This window comes from Olsenella sp. Marseille-QA0557 (assembly GCF_965119725.1).
In the GTDB taxonomy this organism is placed as follows: domain Bacteria; phylum Actinomycetota; class Coriobacteriia; order Coriobacteriales; family Atopobiaceae; genus Coprovicinus; species Coprovicinus avistercoris.
The window spans coordinates 891,841-908,013 of record NZ_CBCPMI010000001.1 but is presented as its reverse complement, the minus strand read 5'-3'; the positions used below and the strand labels follow the sequence as shown (position 1 = coordinate 908,013).

Below are 16,173 nucleotides of genomic sequence, written 5' to 3'. Positions count from 1 at the left end.
TTCTGAAGACTAAGTATACGAATTTATCTAGTCGGCAAGCAAGACCTTATCATCATCCAGATCGTGGCCAGCAGCGGATCGGAAGAGTTCCAGCAGGTCATCGACGGTCATATCCTTGCGCTCTTCGGGACCAAGATTTGCCACAACGCGGCCCGAGTCCATAACAATAGTGCGATCGCCCATTGAAAGAGCACTTGAAAGATTGTGGGTTACCATCATGGCCGTAATGCCACGCTCACGACAAATTTGTGTGGTGAGCTCCAAAATGCGCTTGGTCGCCTCTGGATCCAGCGCTGCTGTGTGCTCATCCAGCAGCAACAAGTCGGGATTGCCAATCGTTGCCATCAGCAACGTAACCGCCTGACGCTGACCACCGGAAAGTGAGCCCACGGGCACATCCATGCGGTCTTCCAAACCAAAACCTAACTGCTCGAGTCGCTCTTTTACCAGCTGGCGCATGGCGGGACGCATGGCAATTGCCATGGGTTTTTTCTGCGAACGACCATAAGCCAACGCAACATTTTCTGCCACCGTAAGCCCCGGAGCAGTACCACGCATTGGATCTTGGAACACGCGCGAAAGCGTCCGAGCACGCCGATAATCTGCAACAAAGGTTACGTCGTGGTCTGCAAGCCGCACGAGGCCACCATCTGGATGTACGCTACCGGCAATAACGTTGAACAACGTGGATTTACCTGCACCGTTTGATCCCACTACACAGGCAAACTCACCAGGTTCGAGCGTCACACTTGCCCCATCAAGACCCTTATGCTCAAGCGGCGTTCCCGCATTAAACGTCTTCTTGAGGTCAATAGCCTGGAGCATGGGTTTGGTGTCAGAGGAGCCGTCCGTCAAACTGTTTGTAAGCGCACTGACAGCCAGTTCCTGAGCCGCCTGACGTGCAGCAGCACGTTCTTTTCGCGATGCGAAGTATGCACGAATGGCCGGCATTGACATAAACAGAGCAACAATGACCGCTGTAACCAGTTTAAGGGCATTGGAATCCATAAGGTTCACGGTAAGAGCTGCCTGCACCACAACGCGGTACAACACAGAACCTATGACAGTAAACACAAGCCCTGCGGTAACTGAACGATGCGTGCCAAACAGCTCGCCCAAAATGACAGATGCCAAACCGATCATAACCATGCCACTACCAGCATTAACATCGGCAAAACCCTGATACTGAGCAAGGATGGATCCCGACAGACCAACAAGTGCGTTGGCAAGGGCAAGACCGGCGACTTTGTAAGCATCGGTATTAATGGAGCTTGCGCGGCACATCTCTTCGTTATCGCCCGTTGCGCGCATGGCCAGGCCACTTTCCGTACGGAAATAGGCGGCAACCAGCGCTACCACCACAGCAACCAGCGCCACAACCACAATCATCTTAACCTGACTGTTTGTAAGGGCGGCGCCAACCATCTGTTTGAAAGGCTGATAGATCTTCTCAGCATTGAGCAGGCTCACATTAGGCCCGCCCAACACATATATATTGACGCTGTACAGTCCCGTCATGGTGATAATACCGGCAAGTAACGGATTGATCTTTGCTGCAGCGATAAGACCACCGGTTACGCAGCCTGCCAACGCTCCGGCAATCGTACCAGCAATCAGTCCGAGCACCGGATGGCCTGCCACAGAACAGGTTGTGCAGACCGCCATACCCAGACAAAAACTGCCATCTACCGTCAGATCGGCAATATGCAGAATGCGGAACGATACAAACACACCCACGGCAAGCAGGGCGTATTCAAAGCCAAGCATAACGGCATCGAATCCGAGGGTGAACAGAGCAGGCATGCGAAACCTTCCTTCAAACAACGCGTCAGAACAAAGCTACATCAGTGGGAGAACTGGGGTCTTCTAGAGCCGATTGAATCCCGTGCTGCTCAACGTTTACAGCACCACGATATTCTCGTCGTCAGGGATAACCACACCGAGAGCATCGGCGGTTTCCTGGCATACATCGCGCTCGTAATCGGTTACTACCTCAGCGGGAACCTCGGAGACAGGTGTTCCTGTAAGAACCTTAGCTGCCATAGGGGATGCGCCCCAAAAACTGGAGAGGCTAAACTGCAATACCAAGTGACCTTCTGTACTGTACCGGGCTCATCCAACCGAGGGATTCTTTAATACGGGTATTTCTATAATGGAGCATATAGTTGTCGAGCTGATCCATGAAGTCTTTGATACTCACTCCCTTCCAGTCCCTGTCGTAGAAAAACTCGTTTTTAAGTCTGCCGAAGAATCCCTCCATTGCAGCATTGTCTGGCGAGCACCCTAAGTGTGACATTGAGCGAGTGATGCCATATTTATCGCAGCGATCGATCCAGCCAGGCCAGCGATAGTGACACCCTCTATCACTGTGGCAGACGGGATGATCTGTACTACCAAGTTGTTTTACTGCTTCATCCAGCATGGAGTTAACAAGGTCTGCATTGGGATGAGTACTGCTTTTCCAGGCTACAGGCATCCCGTCAAAGCAATCGATAATGGGGCTGAGATAGACTTTACCCTGAGGAATATGAAGCTCTGTAATATCGGTGAGCCAGAGCTTGTTAGGCTCATCTGCATGAAAGTTGCGAGAAACAATATTTTCAGGGGCGGTACTTATCTCTCCTTTGTAGGAGGTATACCTACGTCTCTTGCAGGCATATGAGACATGGCAGTGCTCTTCGGCCATAAGACGACGTACCGTTTTTCCTGAAAGAATAATAGGGACATCTCGCATACGGAGACGCTGCCGTATATAGCGGTATCCTCGTCTTCCTCCTACACGGTAAAACTCTTCTTTTATGGCAGCTCGTGCTGCGCCATACCTATCAGGTCTTTTGCTCTTTGTCTTGGTGTAGTAGTAGCTACTTGAGGACATACCAAGAGCCTTGAGAATCTCTGTTTTTGCAAATCGTTGGGAAAGGGCATCGACAAGTACAGAAAGTTCGTTATTACTGAGCTTGTCGATGCCCTCTGCTTTTAAAAGTTTCATCTTCTCTTCGAGGATGGCATTCTTAAGCTCAAGCTTGTGAATATAGGCTTTGAGATCTTTAAGTGTCATTGCTTCAAGATCATCTGCACTCAAGTGCTTTAATTCACCCTGAGTGACCTTAGGAATATCCATATGCCCACCTACAAGGTACTTCTTTTTCCACTGAGAGATAGTATTTGCTGATATTCCCAACATATGAGCAACTTCACCGAGCTTAAATCCGAAACCGCCATATGCAAGACCAAGAGCAAGTCTTACCACCTCTTGAGAATATTGTACTTTATGGGGGGCACATCTTTGAGTTTGCCATCATAGGTTCTGCGCCATTGTGCAGCAATAGAAGGGCTAACTCCAAACTTTTCAGCTGCCTGTCTTACGGTATGTCCTGAGCGGAGATATCCAAGGACGTTATTTACAACTTCTTGAGGGTAGGTCATATCCATCTCCTGAGATGACAAGGTCTCCAGGATTATGGGCGCACCCCCCATATCTGCTGAGGCGGCACCAATGGTGGCATTTCCAACAGCAACCGAACAAAGTGCACCGGAAGCAGCCATAACAGGGTCGGAACCAAACACTGGCACACCAGACTCGAGGGCAGCAGCAGTAACCAAAGTCATTGCAGACTGCACCACCGAATCTACCGGCACATAGATGCAGCTGCACTGCTGAGCAAGAGCAGTTGCCGCCTGCTGGCACTCAGAAGAATTGGTAACCGTGCGCTCGATGCATTCCACGCCGAGCTCGTCCAGATGGGCATGCATCTTCTCTGCACCAGAAACGGCATTTGCCTCACCGGAGCAGTACAAAATGCCGCAAGCGCCATTGGCAGCAGCCGGATACAGCTCAGTACCAAATGCGTACACCTCGTCAACCGGCAGATCATTGGAGGTGCCGGTAGCGCCCTTATCCGGAGTATCGAGCGAGCTCATCACGCCGGCTGCTACAGGATCGGCCACAGAAATAAACACCACCGGCGTATCGAGCTCAGCGTTGGTTACTGCCTGAGCTGCAGGGGTTGCGATGGGAACGATAAGGTCGTAAGACTCGGTCTTGAGCTGGCTGGCAATCTGATTAAGGGTGGAGGTGTCACCCTGTGCATTCTTTACCTCATAAGTAACGTTGGTAAATCCTTGTGCTGCAAGCTCATCCTTAAAGCCCTCTTGCATAGCTACAAATGCATCATTCTCTACAACCTCGACAAAGCAAATAGAGCGAGCTGCGGATTTGTCTTCAGATGCGCCGGAGCCCGATGAGCTACAGCCGTCCAGCATATTCGCAGCAAACAGAGCTGCGCTTCCAGCAAAAGCAAACTGGAGGAATGAACGACGAGAAATGGAAGTGTGATTGATAGTCATTGTGTGCTCCCTTCTTTATCAGGTCTGGCAAACCTGATGCGTACGCGGGACGGATACAAAAAACACGCCCGCCCCTGGACATTGGTCCCAAGGACAAGCGCGCGTATCTGCACACCTGCGGTGCCACCTTGGTTGGCATAAAAGAACTATGCCCACTCTTTCGGATGCATACACATCCTTGCTCTGTTACGGGAGCTCCCGTCGCAGCTTCCACACATAGGCACGCTATGTGCTTCTCCGCGCCCTCAGCGGGTCCATTATGCTGCCCTGCCACCATCCGGATCTCAGCCACCCGGACTCTCTGTAGGCGCACTCAGCAGGTAATGCACTTCCTGCACAGACAGTTTTACTTCCGCTTCTTCGGTTTGGCAACGCTATTCGATTGCGTGGTACTCTAGCGCGACAAGTGGCTTGTTGTCAACAACAAAATTGAACCGGTTCTACATCTCGATAGAAAAATCGGGGCCGATTACCTCGTTGGTGGTGGTAACTATCCAGGTGTAGGGATCGCCCAGCCCTGCGAGTAACTCATTTTGATTTGCCAGTTCAGGCGTATAGTTGCTCACCAACATTACCGTATCTTCATTGCCTTCACGATGTTCGATAAGCGGATGCCAAACAACATCTTCAACAGAAATATCCGACGCACCGCCATCGCCACGCACAAAAGTGCAAGAAAGCAGGCCGCTCAAAATGGTCTTAGGGTTGTTCTCGTAGCCGCTCACGAAATCGCCCAGACCATAGGCCACTAACATGCGCCCACCGTTGGGCCCGTCCTCGCCGGAAAGCGGCGTGCCCTCTGAACGTTCAATCCATTCCAGTGGCTGAATAACATGCACATGGCTTCCTATCATCATGCCTACGCCGAGGTCAGCTGCATAGTGAGCAATGCGACGCTGCTCATCGGTAGGCTCATGCACATATTCATCGCCCATGTGCAAATAGACCACGACAAAATCAGACACTTCTCGCGCTCGTGCTACATCGGCCGCAAGCGCCTCATCCGAGTAAGGCACCGCATAATAATCGTTGGGCAAATCCGATAGCTCATAGCCATTCTGACCATAGCTGTAAGAGAGAAATGCAATGCGAATGTTGTTGCACTCTACGACACGAGGTGTTGTGCGATCTTCTTCTGAAGCATAGCTTCCTATAGTGACAAGATCGGGATAGTTTGCAAACAGTTCCTGCTGATGTTCGATTGATGGCACCCAAGTGTCATACGTATGGTTAGAGTTTGTGGCAACCACCTTAAAGCCAACATCAACTAAAGTTTGCGCTAAGGAATCGGGTGTGTTGTAGCTGGGATAACCCATGTAATCGAAGGTTTCCGTACCACCCATGGTGGTTTCCTGATTGACAAATGACAGGTCGTAGGAAGCAATCGTGGGGGCAATATTGGAATAGAGCGGCGCGAAATCATACACGCCATCTCCCTCTGTGCCATCCCAGGCGTCTGCAAGTGCAAGCAGGTTGTCGTTGATAAGGTTATCGCCAACAGCGCAAAACGTAACACGCCCATCCCCTGTGGCGGTTGTTCTGCCTTCGCCATAGAGCTTAAACGCCTGATCTGTCTCAGGTCGTTCTATCCCATTTGTTGCATCAGTGATCACCTGCTCTTCACTGCGGCTGCACGCCCGTGGCACCAGCATGCCCACAGCACAGAGAAGCACGACTATGCCGACGCCAATTAACATCGCCCGCCGCGATACATGTTCGCGCATAACCTGCACGGCATGAGCAAACGCTTGGCGTATCCGCTTCCATGCCCTCGAAACTGTCGAAGGAGCTGTGGGCTGGACGCCCTGTTTGATTTGTGTTGGATGACTGTTTGAGGTGTGATAGGAAGCGTCCGCCGCCCGCTCATCATCCCGCGGATCACGAGATACCACAATTCCGGGATCTTCTCGGCGGTGTGGACGCGGCGTTGATCTCCGACGCCTATTTTCCGCACCAGCATGCTGGCGCGTGACATCTTCAGATCGTATCTGCCACTTCTTATTTTGCCTATCAGTCATACCTTGCTACTTCACTCATAGTGCCAACGAAGTGCGGAAAAGGTGCTACGAGCAGCACTTCCATCCGGTGGCCTCAACCTCTGCTGCAGTAGGAATTGCCTGCTGAGCGCCGAGTTTTCCAACGGTAAGGGCTGAAGCGGCGCTGCCCCATGCCATCGATTCCACAAGTGACATTCCCGCTGCATGGCCAGCAGCTAAAGCGCCGATATAGGTATCGCCAGCCGCGGTCGTGTCTACAATCTCCACCTTATGAGCACCAACCCTCACGGGTTTGTCACCAGCTGCCTCAAAACCAATGGACCCCTCAGAACCAAGGGTTATAACAACGGAGCGCACGCCAAGTTCCTGCAAACGCGAAGCCGCCTTGAGGCACCCCTCCTCATCGGTGGGGCAAATGCCACACATAAGCTCGCACTCTGTCTCATTGAGGCAGACAAGATCAACGTCCGCCCATGCCTCATCCGGCATAGGACGAGCTGGCGCAGGATTAAGAATCGTATAGAGTCCCATGCTGTGAGCCTCGTGCAAACCTGCCAGCGTTGCCTCGGCATCGCACTCGCCCTGAGTCAGGAAAACATCTCCTGGCTCCGCAACAGCATGCAACGCCCGCACCACATCTTCCGAGCTCAGCAAATGATTTGCTCCTGCTGAAAGCACGATGCGATTGTCGCCAGCGCTTCTCACGATAATTGCCACACCGGTAGAAGTTTCTGATGAGCGCGTTACTTTCGTGCAGTCCACGCCAACCGCCTCAAGCGTGGCAACAAGCTCGTTGCCAAAGCCATCGGCGCCCACGGCGGCAATCATACCCACAGACGCACCAAGGCGTGACGCAGCCACCGCTTGATTGGCGCCTTTTCCGCCAGGGTTGGTGATGAAATCATGGCCTGACAGTGTTTCGCCTGCTTGCGGCATACGATCACACTCGATTGACAAGTCCATATTCATGCTGCCGAAAATAATGACGCGTGCCACGTAAGCTCCTTTCCGCATTGCCTTTCCCCATTATCAACGAGAAATGCAGCGCAGTGTCAACAAGGCACAAAAATTCGCTGGCAGGCATGGTATGAGCTGCGGCTCGTTTAAGCAGCGCGGCATCTCTCCAGTTGTTAGGATCTCCGAATTGTTTCTTCCAGCGCGCAGACTTTATCTGCGAGCATAACAATCCAACCCTCGCGGGTATGTGGTGGTATTGGCACCAGCGGAAACATGTGGTGAGCAATAATGTCTTCCTCAGTAGCGGTGAGTTCAAAATCTTCGCGCGCATTCTGAAGTGCGCGCGCAGGATGCCGAAAACCGTGCAACCTATGGCTTGGATCAGCCTCATGCCAATCGTAGAGAAAATAATCGTGGAGAAGTGCTCCGCGGATAAGTGCGGTGCGATCTACCGTTAGTGAAAGAGCGGCTGCAAACTTGCAGGCAACACGAGCAACGCGAAGCGAATGTTGATAGACCGTGGTAGATCCATGCTGAATAAACTCATGTTCACACTCGAGACGGCCACATCGACAGAGCTCAGCGGCCATCTCATCGACCTCTGTATGTTCGCCTGTGTGCTCCATACGCAGCATCTCCTACCCCGATGCTATACTAGCTTGTAATAACCAGCTCAGGGGCTATCGTGCCAAAAATCAACAACTGAGAGCTGCATATTATGATTGTTTGTCAGACGGTTCTTATCTTCGTACTTTTCAGCTTTCTTGGATGGCTGTGGGAAACGGTATATTGCACCATTAAACATGGAAAATGGGCTAACCGAGGGTTTCTTTATGGGCCGTTTTGTCCTATCTATGGCTTTGGTGGTGTAGCGGTTATCTTACTTGCAACCCTCGCGTTCCCACACGGAGCAGCACCGAGCGTGTGGTGGCAAGTTTTTCTCGTCTCCATGGTTGCCTGTAGTGCACTTGAGTATTTCACGCATTGGCTCCTCGAGACCCTGTTTCATGCCTATTGGTGGGATTACACCAATGTGCCCTTCAACCTCAATGGTCGCATCTGTTTAGCTTCATCTCTGTTCTTTGGTGCTGCCGGCGTGGCTGTGGTCTACGTTATTGGCCCGCACTTCATCAACATTTTCGCCGGTTTTCCTAGCTGGCTGGTTGAAGTGCTCGCACTTATCCTCATCGCTCTCATTTCGTGCGATGCCACCCTCACTATATCGGCGCTCACGAATTTTGCTCACATCGTGGCCTATATGGAAAAGAACCTCAATGAGCGTATGAGCGAATTTGTAGACCAGTTCCCACGCGATTCCGACGATTGGCGCGCTGCGCGCGACACCCTCTTGCAGCAGGGTATCGAACGCGCAGGTGCCAGTATGTCAAAGTTTCACAAAGGTACTGTTGCTCGTATACGCAGCTTTAATCTCACACGACCCAAGAGGGAGACGGCGCATCAACTTACCTGCGAACTTGCAACACGCGTCCGCGAGCATATTCTTAAGTAGACTTGCGAGCCTTATGCGTTTCGTCCAAACGCTTCCATCAGTATCGAAGCGATACCACACAGAAGACCACCAGCTGGCCAAGCGAGCCAAAACAGCGGGTTATGTCCCACAAACAATAATCCGAGGCCAACAATGGTTGCACCAATCATGATGGCACCACACACTGCGCCAATCTTTTCGTTGATACGCTTTTGTGCCATGAGGGCATCTTTACGAGCGCTATCCAGTTGAGCAGCGGCAATATCTTCAATTTCGGCATCTTCAATTGCGCTCTTGTTGTATTCAGCGATGTTGGTTCGGCCGAGAAGCATGCCAAAGTGCACGATAAGCCACACGCCGATGGCCATAACAAACAGAAAGACAGCTCCGAAAGCTTCCGTGCCAACAATGCTGTCAAACAAAGCGGGTGTAAACATTCCCAACAGAATGCAAGCAATTCCACCAATAAGACCGTAGGTAAATTGCGTACGAGCGTGCTGCTTTTCTTCAGCTGTATAGAAATCCTCAATATAGGGATGAGCGCGTACAAAAGCTGTATGTTCCATCCCAGCAGGAATGAGAAACATCAAGCCAACAATAATGGACGCAAAAAGCGCTATAGGAGGAACAAGACTATCGGACGAGGCGAATGGTTCAAGACCATCGAGAAGAGCGCAGAGGCCAACTCCAGCAATGATAATAGCGACGCCTGTAGGAACCTGCCATGCTATCTTGCGCTGATGCTCATCATACCCGCATATGTCGGTGGGAGGCCCAGCAGGAATTTGCACCGCCGCATCCACCACTGTTTCATTCGCGCGTGCGGAAAGATCACCTTGAACCAGATCGTCCAAACTGCAATCAAACAACTGACAAATCTTGAGAAGCTTATCCATTTCCGGATAGCTTTTCTCGGCTTCCCACTTAGTAACCGATTGACGAGAAACACCCAACAACATTGCAAGCTGCTCTTGCGTCATATTTCGTGAGGCGCGGAGATACTGAAGATTGTTGCGGAAGCTCATGAGAGACCTTTCGTTAGTTACTATCTGCTGTCTGCCGGCACCATTAAAACTACGGTAGCAAAAGCCTCTTATCCACCAACTGACGGCTGCTTTTTTATCTCTTTTCATGCGCCTGCTGGTTGCATTGCGCAGGTAGATGGCGTGTAAGCTCTTTTTTATCCCGAGCTTGCGAAGTGGGTCTTACAGAAATGCAACTAGCGGTTGCACGGCGGCAAAACACCCAAGCCTTCACACAAAGAGGTGTTGGCACACCACCAACACCTCTCAGAAATCAAACACTGATTGTGCAAAGCTAGACCAACGCGAAGCCTTTGACCCGATGCTTCTGCCCTACGCTTCTCGCATTACTTGCGGTGCGCGCGATAGTACTCGATAAGCGCCTGGGTGGAAGGATCCTGTACGGCAAGTGCCTCGTCATCATGGAACGCCGGGGTTATCTGCTTTGCCAGCTGCTTGCCCAACTCGACACCCCACTGGTCATAGCTATCAAGGCCCCAAACCGTGCCCTCAACAAACGTGATGTGCTCATACAGGGCAATAAGCTCGCCAAGTGCATGAGGCGTGAGCTCCTCGCCAAAAATCGAGGTGGTTGGACGATTGCCGGTAAAGACGCGCGCAGGAACCATCCACTCCGCGGTGCCCTCAGCACGGACTTCGTCGGCAGTCTTGCCAAAAGCAAGCGCCTTTGTCTGTGCAAGGAAGTTTCCTAAGAACAGTTCATGCACGTCCTGATCGCCATCCTGTGTGGGATTGGGCGTATTGACAAACGCGATGAAGTCGCACGGAATGAGACGGGTTCCCTGGTGAATCAGCTGGTAGAAAGCGTGCTGACCGTTGGTGCCGGGCTCGCCCCAGAAGATCTCGCCGGTATCGGAGGTAACGGGCGTACCATCCCAGCGCACGCTCTTGCCGTTCGACTCCATGGTGAGCTGCTGCAGATAGGCTGGGAAGCGATGCAGATACTGGTCGTACGGCAGTATGGCGTGAGATGCCATACCAAAGAAATTGACGTACCACACGTTCATGAGGCCCATAAGGGCAACAACATTCTCCTCGAGGGGCTTCTCGGCAAAGTAGGTATCCAAATCATGGAAGCCAGCCAGCAACTCGGCAAAACGCTCAGGGCCAAAGGCGATGATAAGCGACAGGCCAACGGCAGAATCTACCGAGTAGCGGCCGCCTACCCAATTCCAGAAACCAAAGGCATTTTCTGGATCGATGCCAAACTCAGCAACCAATTCAAGATTGGTTGAAACAGCAACAAAGTGCGCACGAATAGCGGCGGCATCCTGCTCGGGCGAGCCGTCAATAGCTCCTGCCTCACGCAGTGCCGAGAGAAGCCAGGTGCGGGCCTCGCGCGCATTGGTAAGCGTCTCCAGCGTTGTGAACGTCTTGGAGACAATAATGATGAGGGTTGTCTCGGGATCCAGGCCCTTGATCTTCTCGGCCATATCATTCGGGTCGATATTGGAGACGTAGCGACAATCTATACCGGCATCGGCATAGGGCTTGAGCGCCTCGTAGATCATGACAGGGCCAAGATCGGAACCACCGATGCCAATGCTCATAACATGCTCAATGCGCTTGCCCGACACGCCCTTCCATTCGCCGGAACGCACGCGCTCAGCAAAGGCATACATGCGATCGAGAACCTCGTAAACGTCGGCAACGCAATCCTGGCCATCAACGATAACCTTGCCCTTGTCGACAACAGGACGACGCAGAGCCGTGTGCAGAACAGCACGATCCTCGGTGGTGTTGATGTGCTCGCCGGCATACATAGCGTCGCGACGCTCTTCCAAACCAACAGCACGACCAAGCGCGCAGAGCAACCTTACCGTCTCATCGTCAATAAGGTTTTTGGAGAGATCAAAATGCAGATCGGACATGTCAAAAGAGAACTTGTTTACACGATCTGGATCAGAGGCAAACCATTCTTTGAGGCTAATTCCTTTATCTTGAAGCTCGTTGTAATGCGCCTGGAGCGCAGCCCATTCAGGCGTTTTTGTGGCATCTATCGGTGCAGGAATCTGTGACATTTGCTCTCCTCTTATCGCGTTCCTCCAACGCTGGAGTCGGGCTTGACGGGAAGTCGCACCATCGGCATCCGGCAATCTTTATTATCACCCTTAATGATGTATCTGCTCGCCAAAAACCTCCTCAGCGATACGCGCTGTTTCGGCAGCATCTTTCGCATAGTAATCAGCGCCGACCATCTGGGCATATTCTGGGTTTAAGACCGCCCCTCCAACCACGACCTTGCACCAAGGGGCCTGCTTACGCAAAAGCGCAATGGTCTCAGCCATGGCCGGAACCGTCGTTGTCATAAGCGCTGATAATCCCGCAAGCTGAATATGATGCGCAACCACTTCATCCACAAACGCTTGAGGATCGACATCGCGCCCTAAATCGCGCACGTAGTAGCCGTAGTTTTCTAACAGCATTCGAACAATATTCTTACCAATGTCGTGAATATCGCCCTTCACCGTACAGAGAGCAATTTCGCCCTTATCGGGAACATCGGCAGCACTCACCGAGGAACGCACCACTTCAAACCCTGCTTTAGCTGCCTCAGCCGATGCCATAAGCTGCGGCAAGAACAGCGTTCCTTTTTCAAACTTATCTCCCACCTCATCGAGTGCGGGGATAAGAACCTCATTGATGACCCAAAGCGCCTCATGGGAAGCCAAAAGCTCCTCAACTGCCTGGGCGCACGGATCTCCGCGGCCTTCCACTACTGCCGTATGTGCCCGCTCAGAAGCAGATGCCGCTTCCGGACTTTTTGTGCTATCAGACTGTTGGTTGGCGGCGCCTGCAGCCACAGGCTTCTTATCAGACCGCCCGGCATTGTGGGCAATATAGTCGGCCGCTGCAACGTCTTGCCCGTTGAGCACGCGCCATGCTGCCACCGCATCCATAAAGCGCTGCGACAAAGGATTCATAATGGCGAGATCGAGGCCGGCAGCAAACGCCGCCGATAAAAACGTTGCGTTGATAAGCTCGCGGAAAGGCAAGCCGAAGCTCACATTTGAAACACCTAACACACATCTCACACCAGGAATGTTCTTCTTCACGAGCCGAATAGCGTCGAGAATTACACCGGCTGCTTTTTGATCGGTGGATACCGCCATCGTAAGGCAGTCGATAAGCACGTCGCGTCGTGGAATCCCTGCACGATCACAGGCATCGACTATCTTTTGCGCAATGGCCAGTCTTTCCTCGGCAGTGTTGGGAATTCCCGCTTCGTCCAACGTGAGCCCCACTACCGCACAGCCATAATGCGCCACGATTGGCAGTATTGTTTCGAGTGATTCTTGCTTGCCATTAACTGAGTTTACGATGGGCTTTCCGGGATAAATTCGAACCGCTTGTTCGATGGCTGACGGATCGGCTGAGTCAATTTGTAAGGGCAGCGACGTCACGCTCTGGAGGCGTTCCACCAGTTGCACCATAGTTGCTGGCTCATCAATCTCAGGAAGGCCCGCATTTACGTCAAGCACTTCCGCACCCGCTTGCTCTTGCGCTACTGCCTCGCCAAGCACGTAATCATAATTGCCGGAACGCAAGGCCTCTTTGAGCTTGCGCTTGCCCGTAGGATTGATGCGCTCGCCGATAACACCCACCGATCCAGGCGCTAAGGAGAACAGCTCGCGCGCGCTTGTCACACGAAAATCATTCCTATGAGCATCAAGATCCACTTGTTCTGTTAAGGAATCTGCGTTCTTTTCATCCTCAACGGAAGCACGCCTGTTAAGCAAAGCTCGCATTGCCTGAATATGCGCAGGCGTTGTTCCGCAGCAGCCGCCCATAATACGAACGCCAGCTTCGGCAAGCGGTTGCAAAGACTGGACATATTCCTTGGGCCCCACAGGGTAGGTCGTAACCCCATCTACCACGCAGGGCAAACCCGCATTTGCTTGCACCATAACAGGACACTCAACCCAGGGCAGCATACGCATAACGAGCGGCGCAACCTCATCAGGGCCCAACGAGCAGTTAATGCCCACCACATCAACACCAAGCGAAGCAAGGGTGACCGCCGCTACTTCAGGTGTCGTTCCGAGAAATGTGCGGCCATCTTCACCGAAAGTCATGGTGCAAAATACCGGCAGATTACTGTTTTCTCGGCATGCCAGAACCGCCGCCTTTGCCTCGAGCAAATCCGCCATAGTTTCTATGATGAAAAAATCGGCACCCGCTGCCTGTGCAGCACATACCTCTTCAGCAAACAGCTTGTATGCCTCGTCAAACGAGAGAGTTCCCAAAGGACGCAACAAAGCGCCTGTTGGACCAATGTCGGCTGCCACATAACGAGCGCCAGCTTTTCGAGCGCACGCCACCGCAGCATCAAACACGTCTTGAACACGCGCTGTATCGCCCAATTTATAAGCATTCGCCCCAAACGTATTTGTCGTTACGACCTCTGCTCCAGCTTCAACATACGTCTGGTGAATTTTTTGCACCAAATCGGGTTGCTCAAGACAGAGCAGTTCGGGAAGTTCACCCACAGCAAGACCTGCGGCCTGCAGCTGTGTACCCATCGCCCCATCGAAGAGGAGAGATTCTCGCCCAGCGAGCACCTCTGCTAGGTGTTTATCGGCAATTTTTAGCTTGTTAGCCACGGCAGGTCCTCCCCGTTTTTCGCAGCGCACAAAAATCTCGAAGCTTACAAATCCTACAAGCGCCTTCACGGTTTGCCACGCCATCGTCTGTGCCTGCAGACACGTTTTGACCAATGCCCATAACAGCCGAAACGCTCTTTGTTGGCACCATAAGGTTTGATGCGGTAAGCGTAACGCCAAGCAGACGCATGGCATCCACGCTGGCAAGTAGATCCGCTTGGCAATCGAGCGGCAAATCGCCATACCCCGGGCTAAAACGCCCTGTTGCATGTATGTCCTGCGAGGCCGCATATGCAACCACACGCGCACTCACCGCGTCGGCAGCTCGTTCAACAAGAGCTGTTGCTACGGCATCAAAGACAAGCTCGTCCAAGGCACTCGTTGCCGACAGTCGCTGCAGTTCTCGATCGATTGCGATGCCCAGCGTAACGACAAACACGGCAACTTCGCGTGCGCCCATCAAAAATTGTTGGATATCGCTGCCTGTAAGTTTGAGGCGCGAACCCTCAAGTGAGATGGGTTGCGTATTTTGAAGACGAAACACCCGCAGAGCAGCACGCGGGCGTGCAAGCGCCAATGCCCGCTCGGCTGCTTGTTCAACCTTTTCTTGCAGCGCATTGTCGGGCGTACCCGTGCTCATACCAAGATAGCGAAAGACCTCGTCATAGGGCACCGACTCAACAGGATAGTCTGCAACCGCAGGGAGGCTCCTATCTTCTGCTATGAGGTTGTTATCTGATGAAGCAACAGATGCCTTCTTGTTGACATCTGAAGCGCTAGGATGCCAAATAGCCACTTTCTACCAGGGCGTCATGTGCCGCCCGTCCCACTTCAGGTCGATTCATTGTATAGACATGCAGCCCATCTACACCATTGCGCGAAAGGTCAACAAGCTGCTCACAGGCAAACTCAATGCCTGCCCTCCGGACACTTGCAGGATCCTCTCCAGTTGCAAGCAGGCGCTTTATAAGTTTGGCTGGGATAGTTGCTCCACAGGTAAACGCCATACGCTTAACCTGGCTCTCGCTGGTAAACGGCATGATGCCAGCCACAACGGGAATTTTTATGCGCGCACGATCGCACGCATCACGGAAGCGATAGAACAGTTCGTTATCAAAGAAAAGCTGAGAAACGAGAAAATCCGCACCCGCATCTTGCTTGGCTTTGAGATGCTCCATGGAGCGTGAGAAATCCTCACACGCCACATGACCCTCGGGATAGCATGCAGCGCCTATGCAGAGCTCTGGATCTCGTTCCTTTAGATAGGAAATGAGGTCACATGCATAGGAGAAGTCTTTCGGTTCACGGCCAGGAATTGGATCGCCACGCAACGCCAAGACATTTTCTACACCATCGGCCTGCAAGCGGCTCACATATGCGTCCACCTCAGACCGCGTTGAACCCATACAGGTAAGATGCGCCATAGTCATGACATGTGGATTTTCCTGTTGGATACGCGCAGCAATGGCAGCGGTATTTCCAGAGTTGCCAGAACCGCCAGCAGAAAACGTTATAGAGATGAAGTCAGGATTACAAAAGGCAAGCTCACCGGCCACCTTTGTAGCTTCTTCTACAGAGAAATCTCCTTTGGGAGGAAAAATCTCAAACGAAAATGTTTGTTTTGCTGCAAGGGCTTCTGCAATCTTCATGCGGCTCCTCCTCAAATGTTCGGAACAGCATAGCAGAACGATGGGAACCCGCTACAGCAACGAACGCGATTTATTCAATATCAATTA

General features: G+C 52.2%; 13 protein-coding genes. 1 reads left to right on the top strand and 12 read right to left on the bottom strand.

What is annotated here, in order from left to right:
• Nucleotides 1–27: 27 nt before the first annotated feature.
• The 7 genes from ACQY6Y_RS04130 to ACQY6Y_RS04100 all read right to left on the bottom strand — a co-directional run bounded on the left by ACQY6Y_RS04130 (nucleotide 28) and on the right by ACQY6Y_RS04100 (nucleotide 7,927).
• Complete coding sequence (locus tag ACQY6Y_RS04130) at nucleotides 28–1,803, bottom strand: ATP-binding cassette domain-containing protein (RefSeq protein WP_428379045.1); 1,776 nt, start codon at nucleotides 1,801–1,803, stop codon at nucleotides 28–30.
• A 96-nt stretch (nucleotides 1,804–1,899) separates the two neighbouring features.
• Nucleotides 1,900–2,043, bottom strand: a complete 144-nt coding sequence (locus ACQY6Y_RS04125; RefSeq protein ID WP_428379044.1) for a hypothetical protein — start codon at nucleotides 2,041–2,043, stop codon at nucleotides 1,900–1,902.
• 28 nt (nucleotides 2,044–2,071) lie between these two features.
• A complete protein-coding gene (locus tag ACQY6Y_RS04120; protein WP_428378262.1) occupies nucleotides 2,072–3,250 on the bottom strand; it encodes an IS3 family transposase in 1,179 nt (392 codons plus the stop codon).
• Nucleotides 3,244–4,347, bottom strand: coding sequence for an ABC transporter substrate binding protein (locus ACQY6Y_RS04115; protein ID WP_428379043.1), 1,104 nt, complete (start codon nucleotides 4,345–4,347; stop codon nucleotides 3,244–3,246). The genes ACQY6Y_RS04120 and ACQY6Y_RS04115 overlap by 7 nt, the downstream gene beginning before the upstream one ends.
• A 440-nt stretch (nucleotides 4,348–4,787) precedes the next feature.
• The gene (locus ACQY6Y_RS04110) at nucleotides 4,788–6,365 is read right to left on the bottom strand and encodes a CapA family protein (RefSeq protein ID WP_428379042.1); all 1,578 of its coding nucleotides are present in this window, start codon (nucleotides 6,363–6,365) and stop codon (nucleotides 4,788–4,790) included.
• 45 nt (nucleotides 6,366–6,410) lie between these two features.
• Nucleotides 6,411–7,340: a ribokinase gene (gene rbsK, locus ACQY6Y_RS04105; RefSeq protein WP_428379041.1), complete on the bottom strand. Its 930-nt coding sequence runs from the start codon at nucleotides 7,338–7,340 to the stop codon at nucleotides 6,411–6,413.
• Between the two features lie 134 nt (nucleotides 7,341–7,474).
• The gene (locus tag ACQY6Y_RS04100) at nucleotides 7,475–7,927 is read right to left on the bottom strand and encodes an HD domain-containing protein (RefSeq protein WP_428379040.1); all 453 of its coding nucleotides are present in this window, start codon (nucleotides 7,925–7,927) and stop codon (nucleotides 7,475–7,477) included.
• Nucleotides 7,928–8,019: 92 nt separating this feature from the next.
• On the opposite strand from ACQY6Y_RS04100, the gene ACQY6Y_RS04095 reads away from it, so the two are divergent.
• Nucleotides 8,020–8,811 (top strand): putative ABC transporter permease, encoded by a 792-nt coding sequence (locus tag ACQY6Y_RS04095; RefSeq protein WP_428379039.1) that lies wholly within the window; start codon nucleotides 8,020–8,022, stop codon nucleotides 8,809–8,811.
• 11 nt (nucleotides 8,812–8,822) lie between these two features.
• Here ACQY6Y_RS04095 and ACQY6Y_RS04090 read toward each other — a convergent pair whose 3' ends face one another.
• From ACQY6Y_RS04090 to ACQY6Y_RS04070, 5 genes are all read right to left on the bottom strand, one after another.
• Nucleotides 8,823–9,815: a helix-turn-helix transcriptional regulator gene (locus tag ACQY6Y_RS04090; RefSeq protein WP_428379038.1), complete on the bottom strand. Its 993-nt coding sequence runs from the start codon at nucleotides 9,813–9,815 to the stop codon at nucleotides 8,823–8,825.
• A 344-nt stretch (nucleotides 9,816–10,159) separates the two neighbouring features.
• Nucleotides 10,160–11,854 carry a glucose-6-phosphate isomerase gene (gene pgi / locus ACQY6Y_RS04085; RefSeq protein ID WP_428379037.1) on the bottom strand — a complete coding sequence of 565 codons (1,695 nt, stop codon included), beginning with the start codon at nucleotides 11,852–11,854 and terminating at the stop codon, nucleotides 10,160–10,162.
• Between the two features lie 90 nt (nucleotides 11,855–11,944).
• Nucleotides 11,945–14,437 carry a homocysteine S-methyltransferase family protein gene (locus tag ACQY6Y_RS04080; RefSeq protein WP_428379036.1) on the bottom strand — a complete coding sequence of 831 codons (2,493 nt, stop codon included), beginning with the start codon at nucleotides 14,435–14,437 and terminating at the stop codon, nucleotides 11,945–11,947.
• Nucleotides 14,430–15,233, bottom strand: coding sequence for a vitamin B12 dependent-methionine synthase activation domain-containing protein (locus tag ACQY6Y_RS04075; RefSeq protein WP_428379035.1), 804 nt, complete (start codon nucleotides 15,231–15,233; stop codon nucleotides 14,430–14,432). Before ACQY6Y_RS04075 ends, ACQY6Y_RS04080 begins: the two co-directional genes overlap by 8 nt.
• Nucleotides 15,214–16,086: a methylenetetrahydrofolate reductase gene (locus ACQY6Y_RS04070; protein WP_428379034.1), complete on the bottom strand. Its 873-nt coding sequence runs from the start codon at nucleotides 16,084–16,086 to the stop codon at nucleotides 15,214–15,216. Before ACQY6Y_RS04070 ends, ACQY6Y_RS04075 begins: the two co-directional genes overlap by 20 nt.
• Nucleotides 16,087–16,173 lie beyond the last annotated feature (87 nt).

Coding starts and splice junctions, on each gene's coding strand:
- ACQY6Y_RS04070 (WP_428379034.1), bottom strand. CDS start 16,086: ATGAAGATTGCAGAAGCCCTTGCAGCAAAACAAACATTTTCGTTTGAG.
- ACQY6Y_RS04130 (WP_428379045.1), bottom strand. CDS start 1,803: ATGCCTGCTCTGTTCACCCTCGGATTCGATGCCGTTATGCTTGGCTTT.
- ACQY6Y_RS04125 (WP_428379044.1), bottom strand. CDS start 2,043: ATGGCAGCTAAGGTTCTTACAGGAACACCTGTCTCCGAGGTTCCCGCT.
- ACQY6Y_RS04115 (WP_428379043.1), bottom strand. CDS start 4,347: ATGACTATCAATCACACTTCCATTTCTCGTCGTTCATTCCTCCAGTTT.
- ACQY6Y_RS04110 (WP_428379042.1), bottom strand. CDS start 6,365: ATGACTGATAGGCAAAATAAGAAGTGGCAGATACGATCTGAAGATGTC.
- ACQY6Y_RS04090 (WP_428379038.1), bottom strand. CDS start 9,815: ATGAGCTTCCGCAACAATCTTCAGTATCTCCGCGCCTCACGAAATATG.
- ACQY6Y_RS04100 (WP_428379040.1), bottom strand. CDS start 7,927: ATGGAGCACACAGGCGAACATACAGAGGTCGATGAGATGGCCGCTGAG.
- pgi (WP_428379037.1), bottom strand. CDS start 11,854: ATGTCACAGATTCCTGCACCGATAGATGCCACAAAAACGCCTGAATGG.
- ACQY6Y_RS04095 (WP_428379039.1), top strand. CDS start 8,020: ATGATTGTTTGTCAGACGGTTCTTATCTTCGTACTTTTCAGCTTTCTT.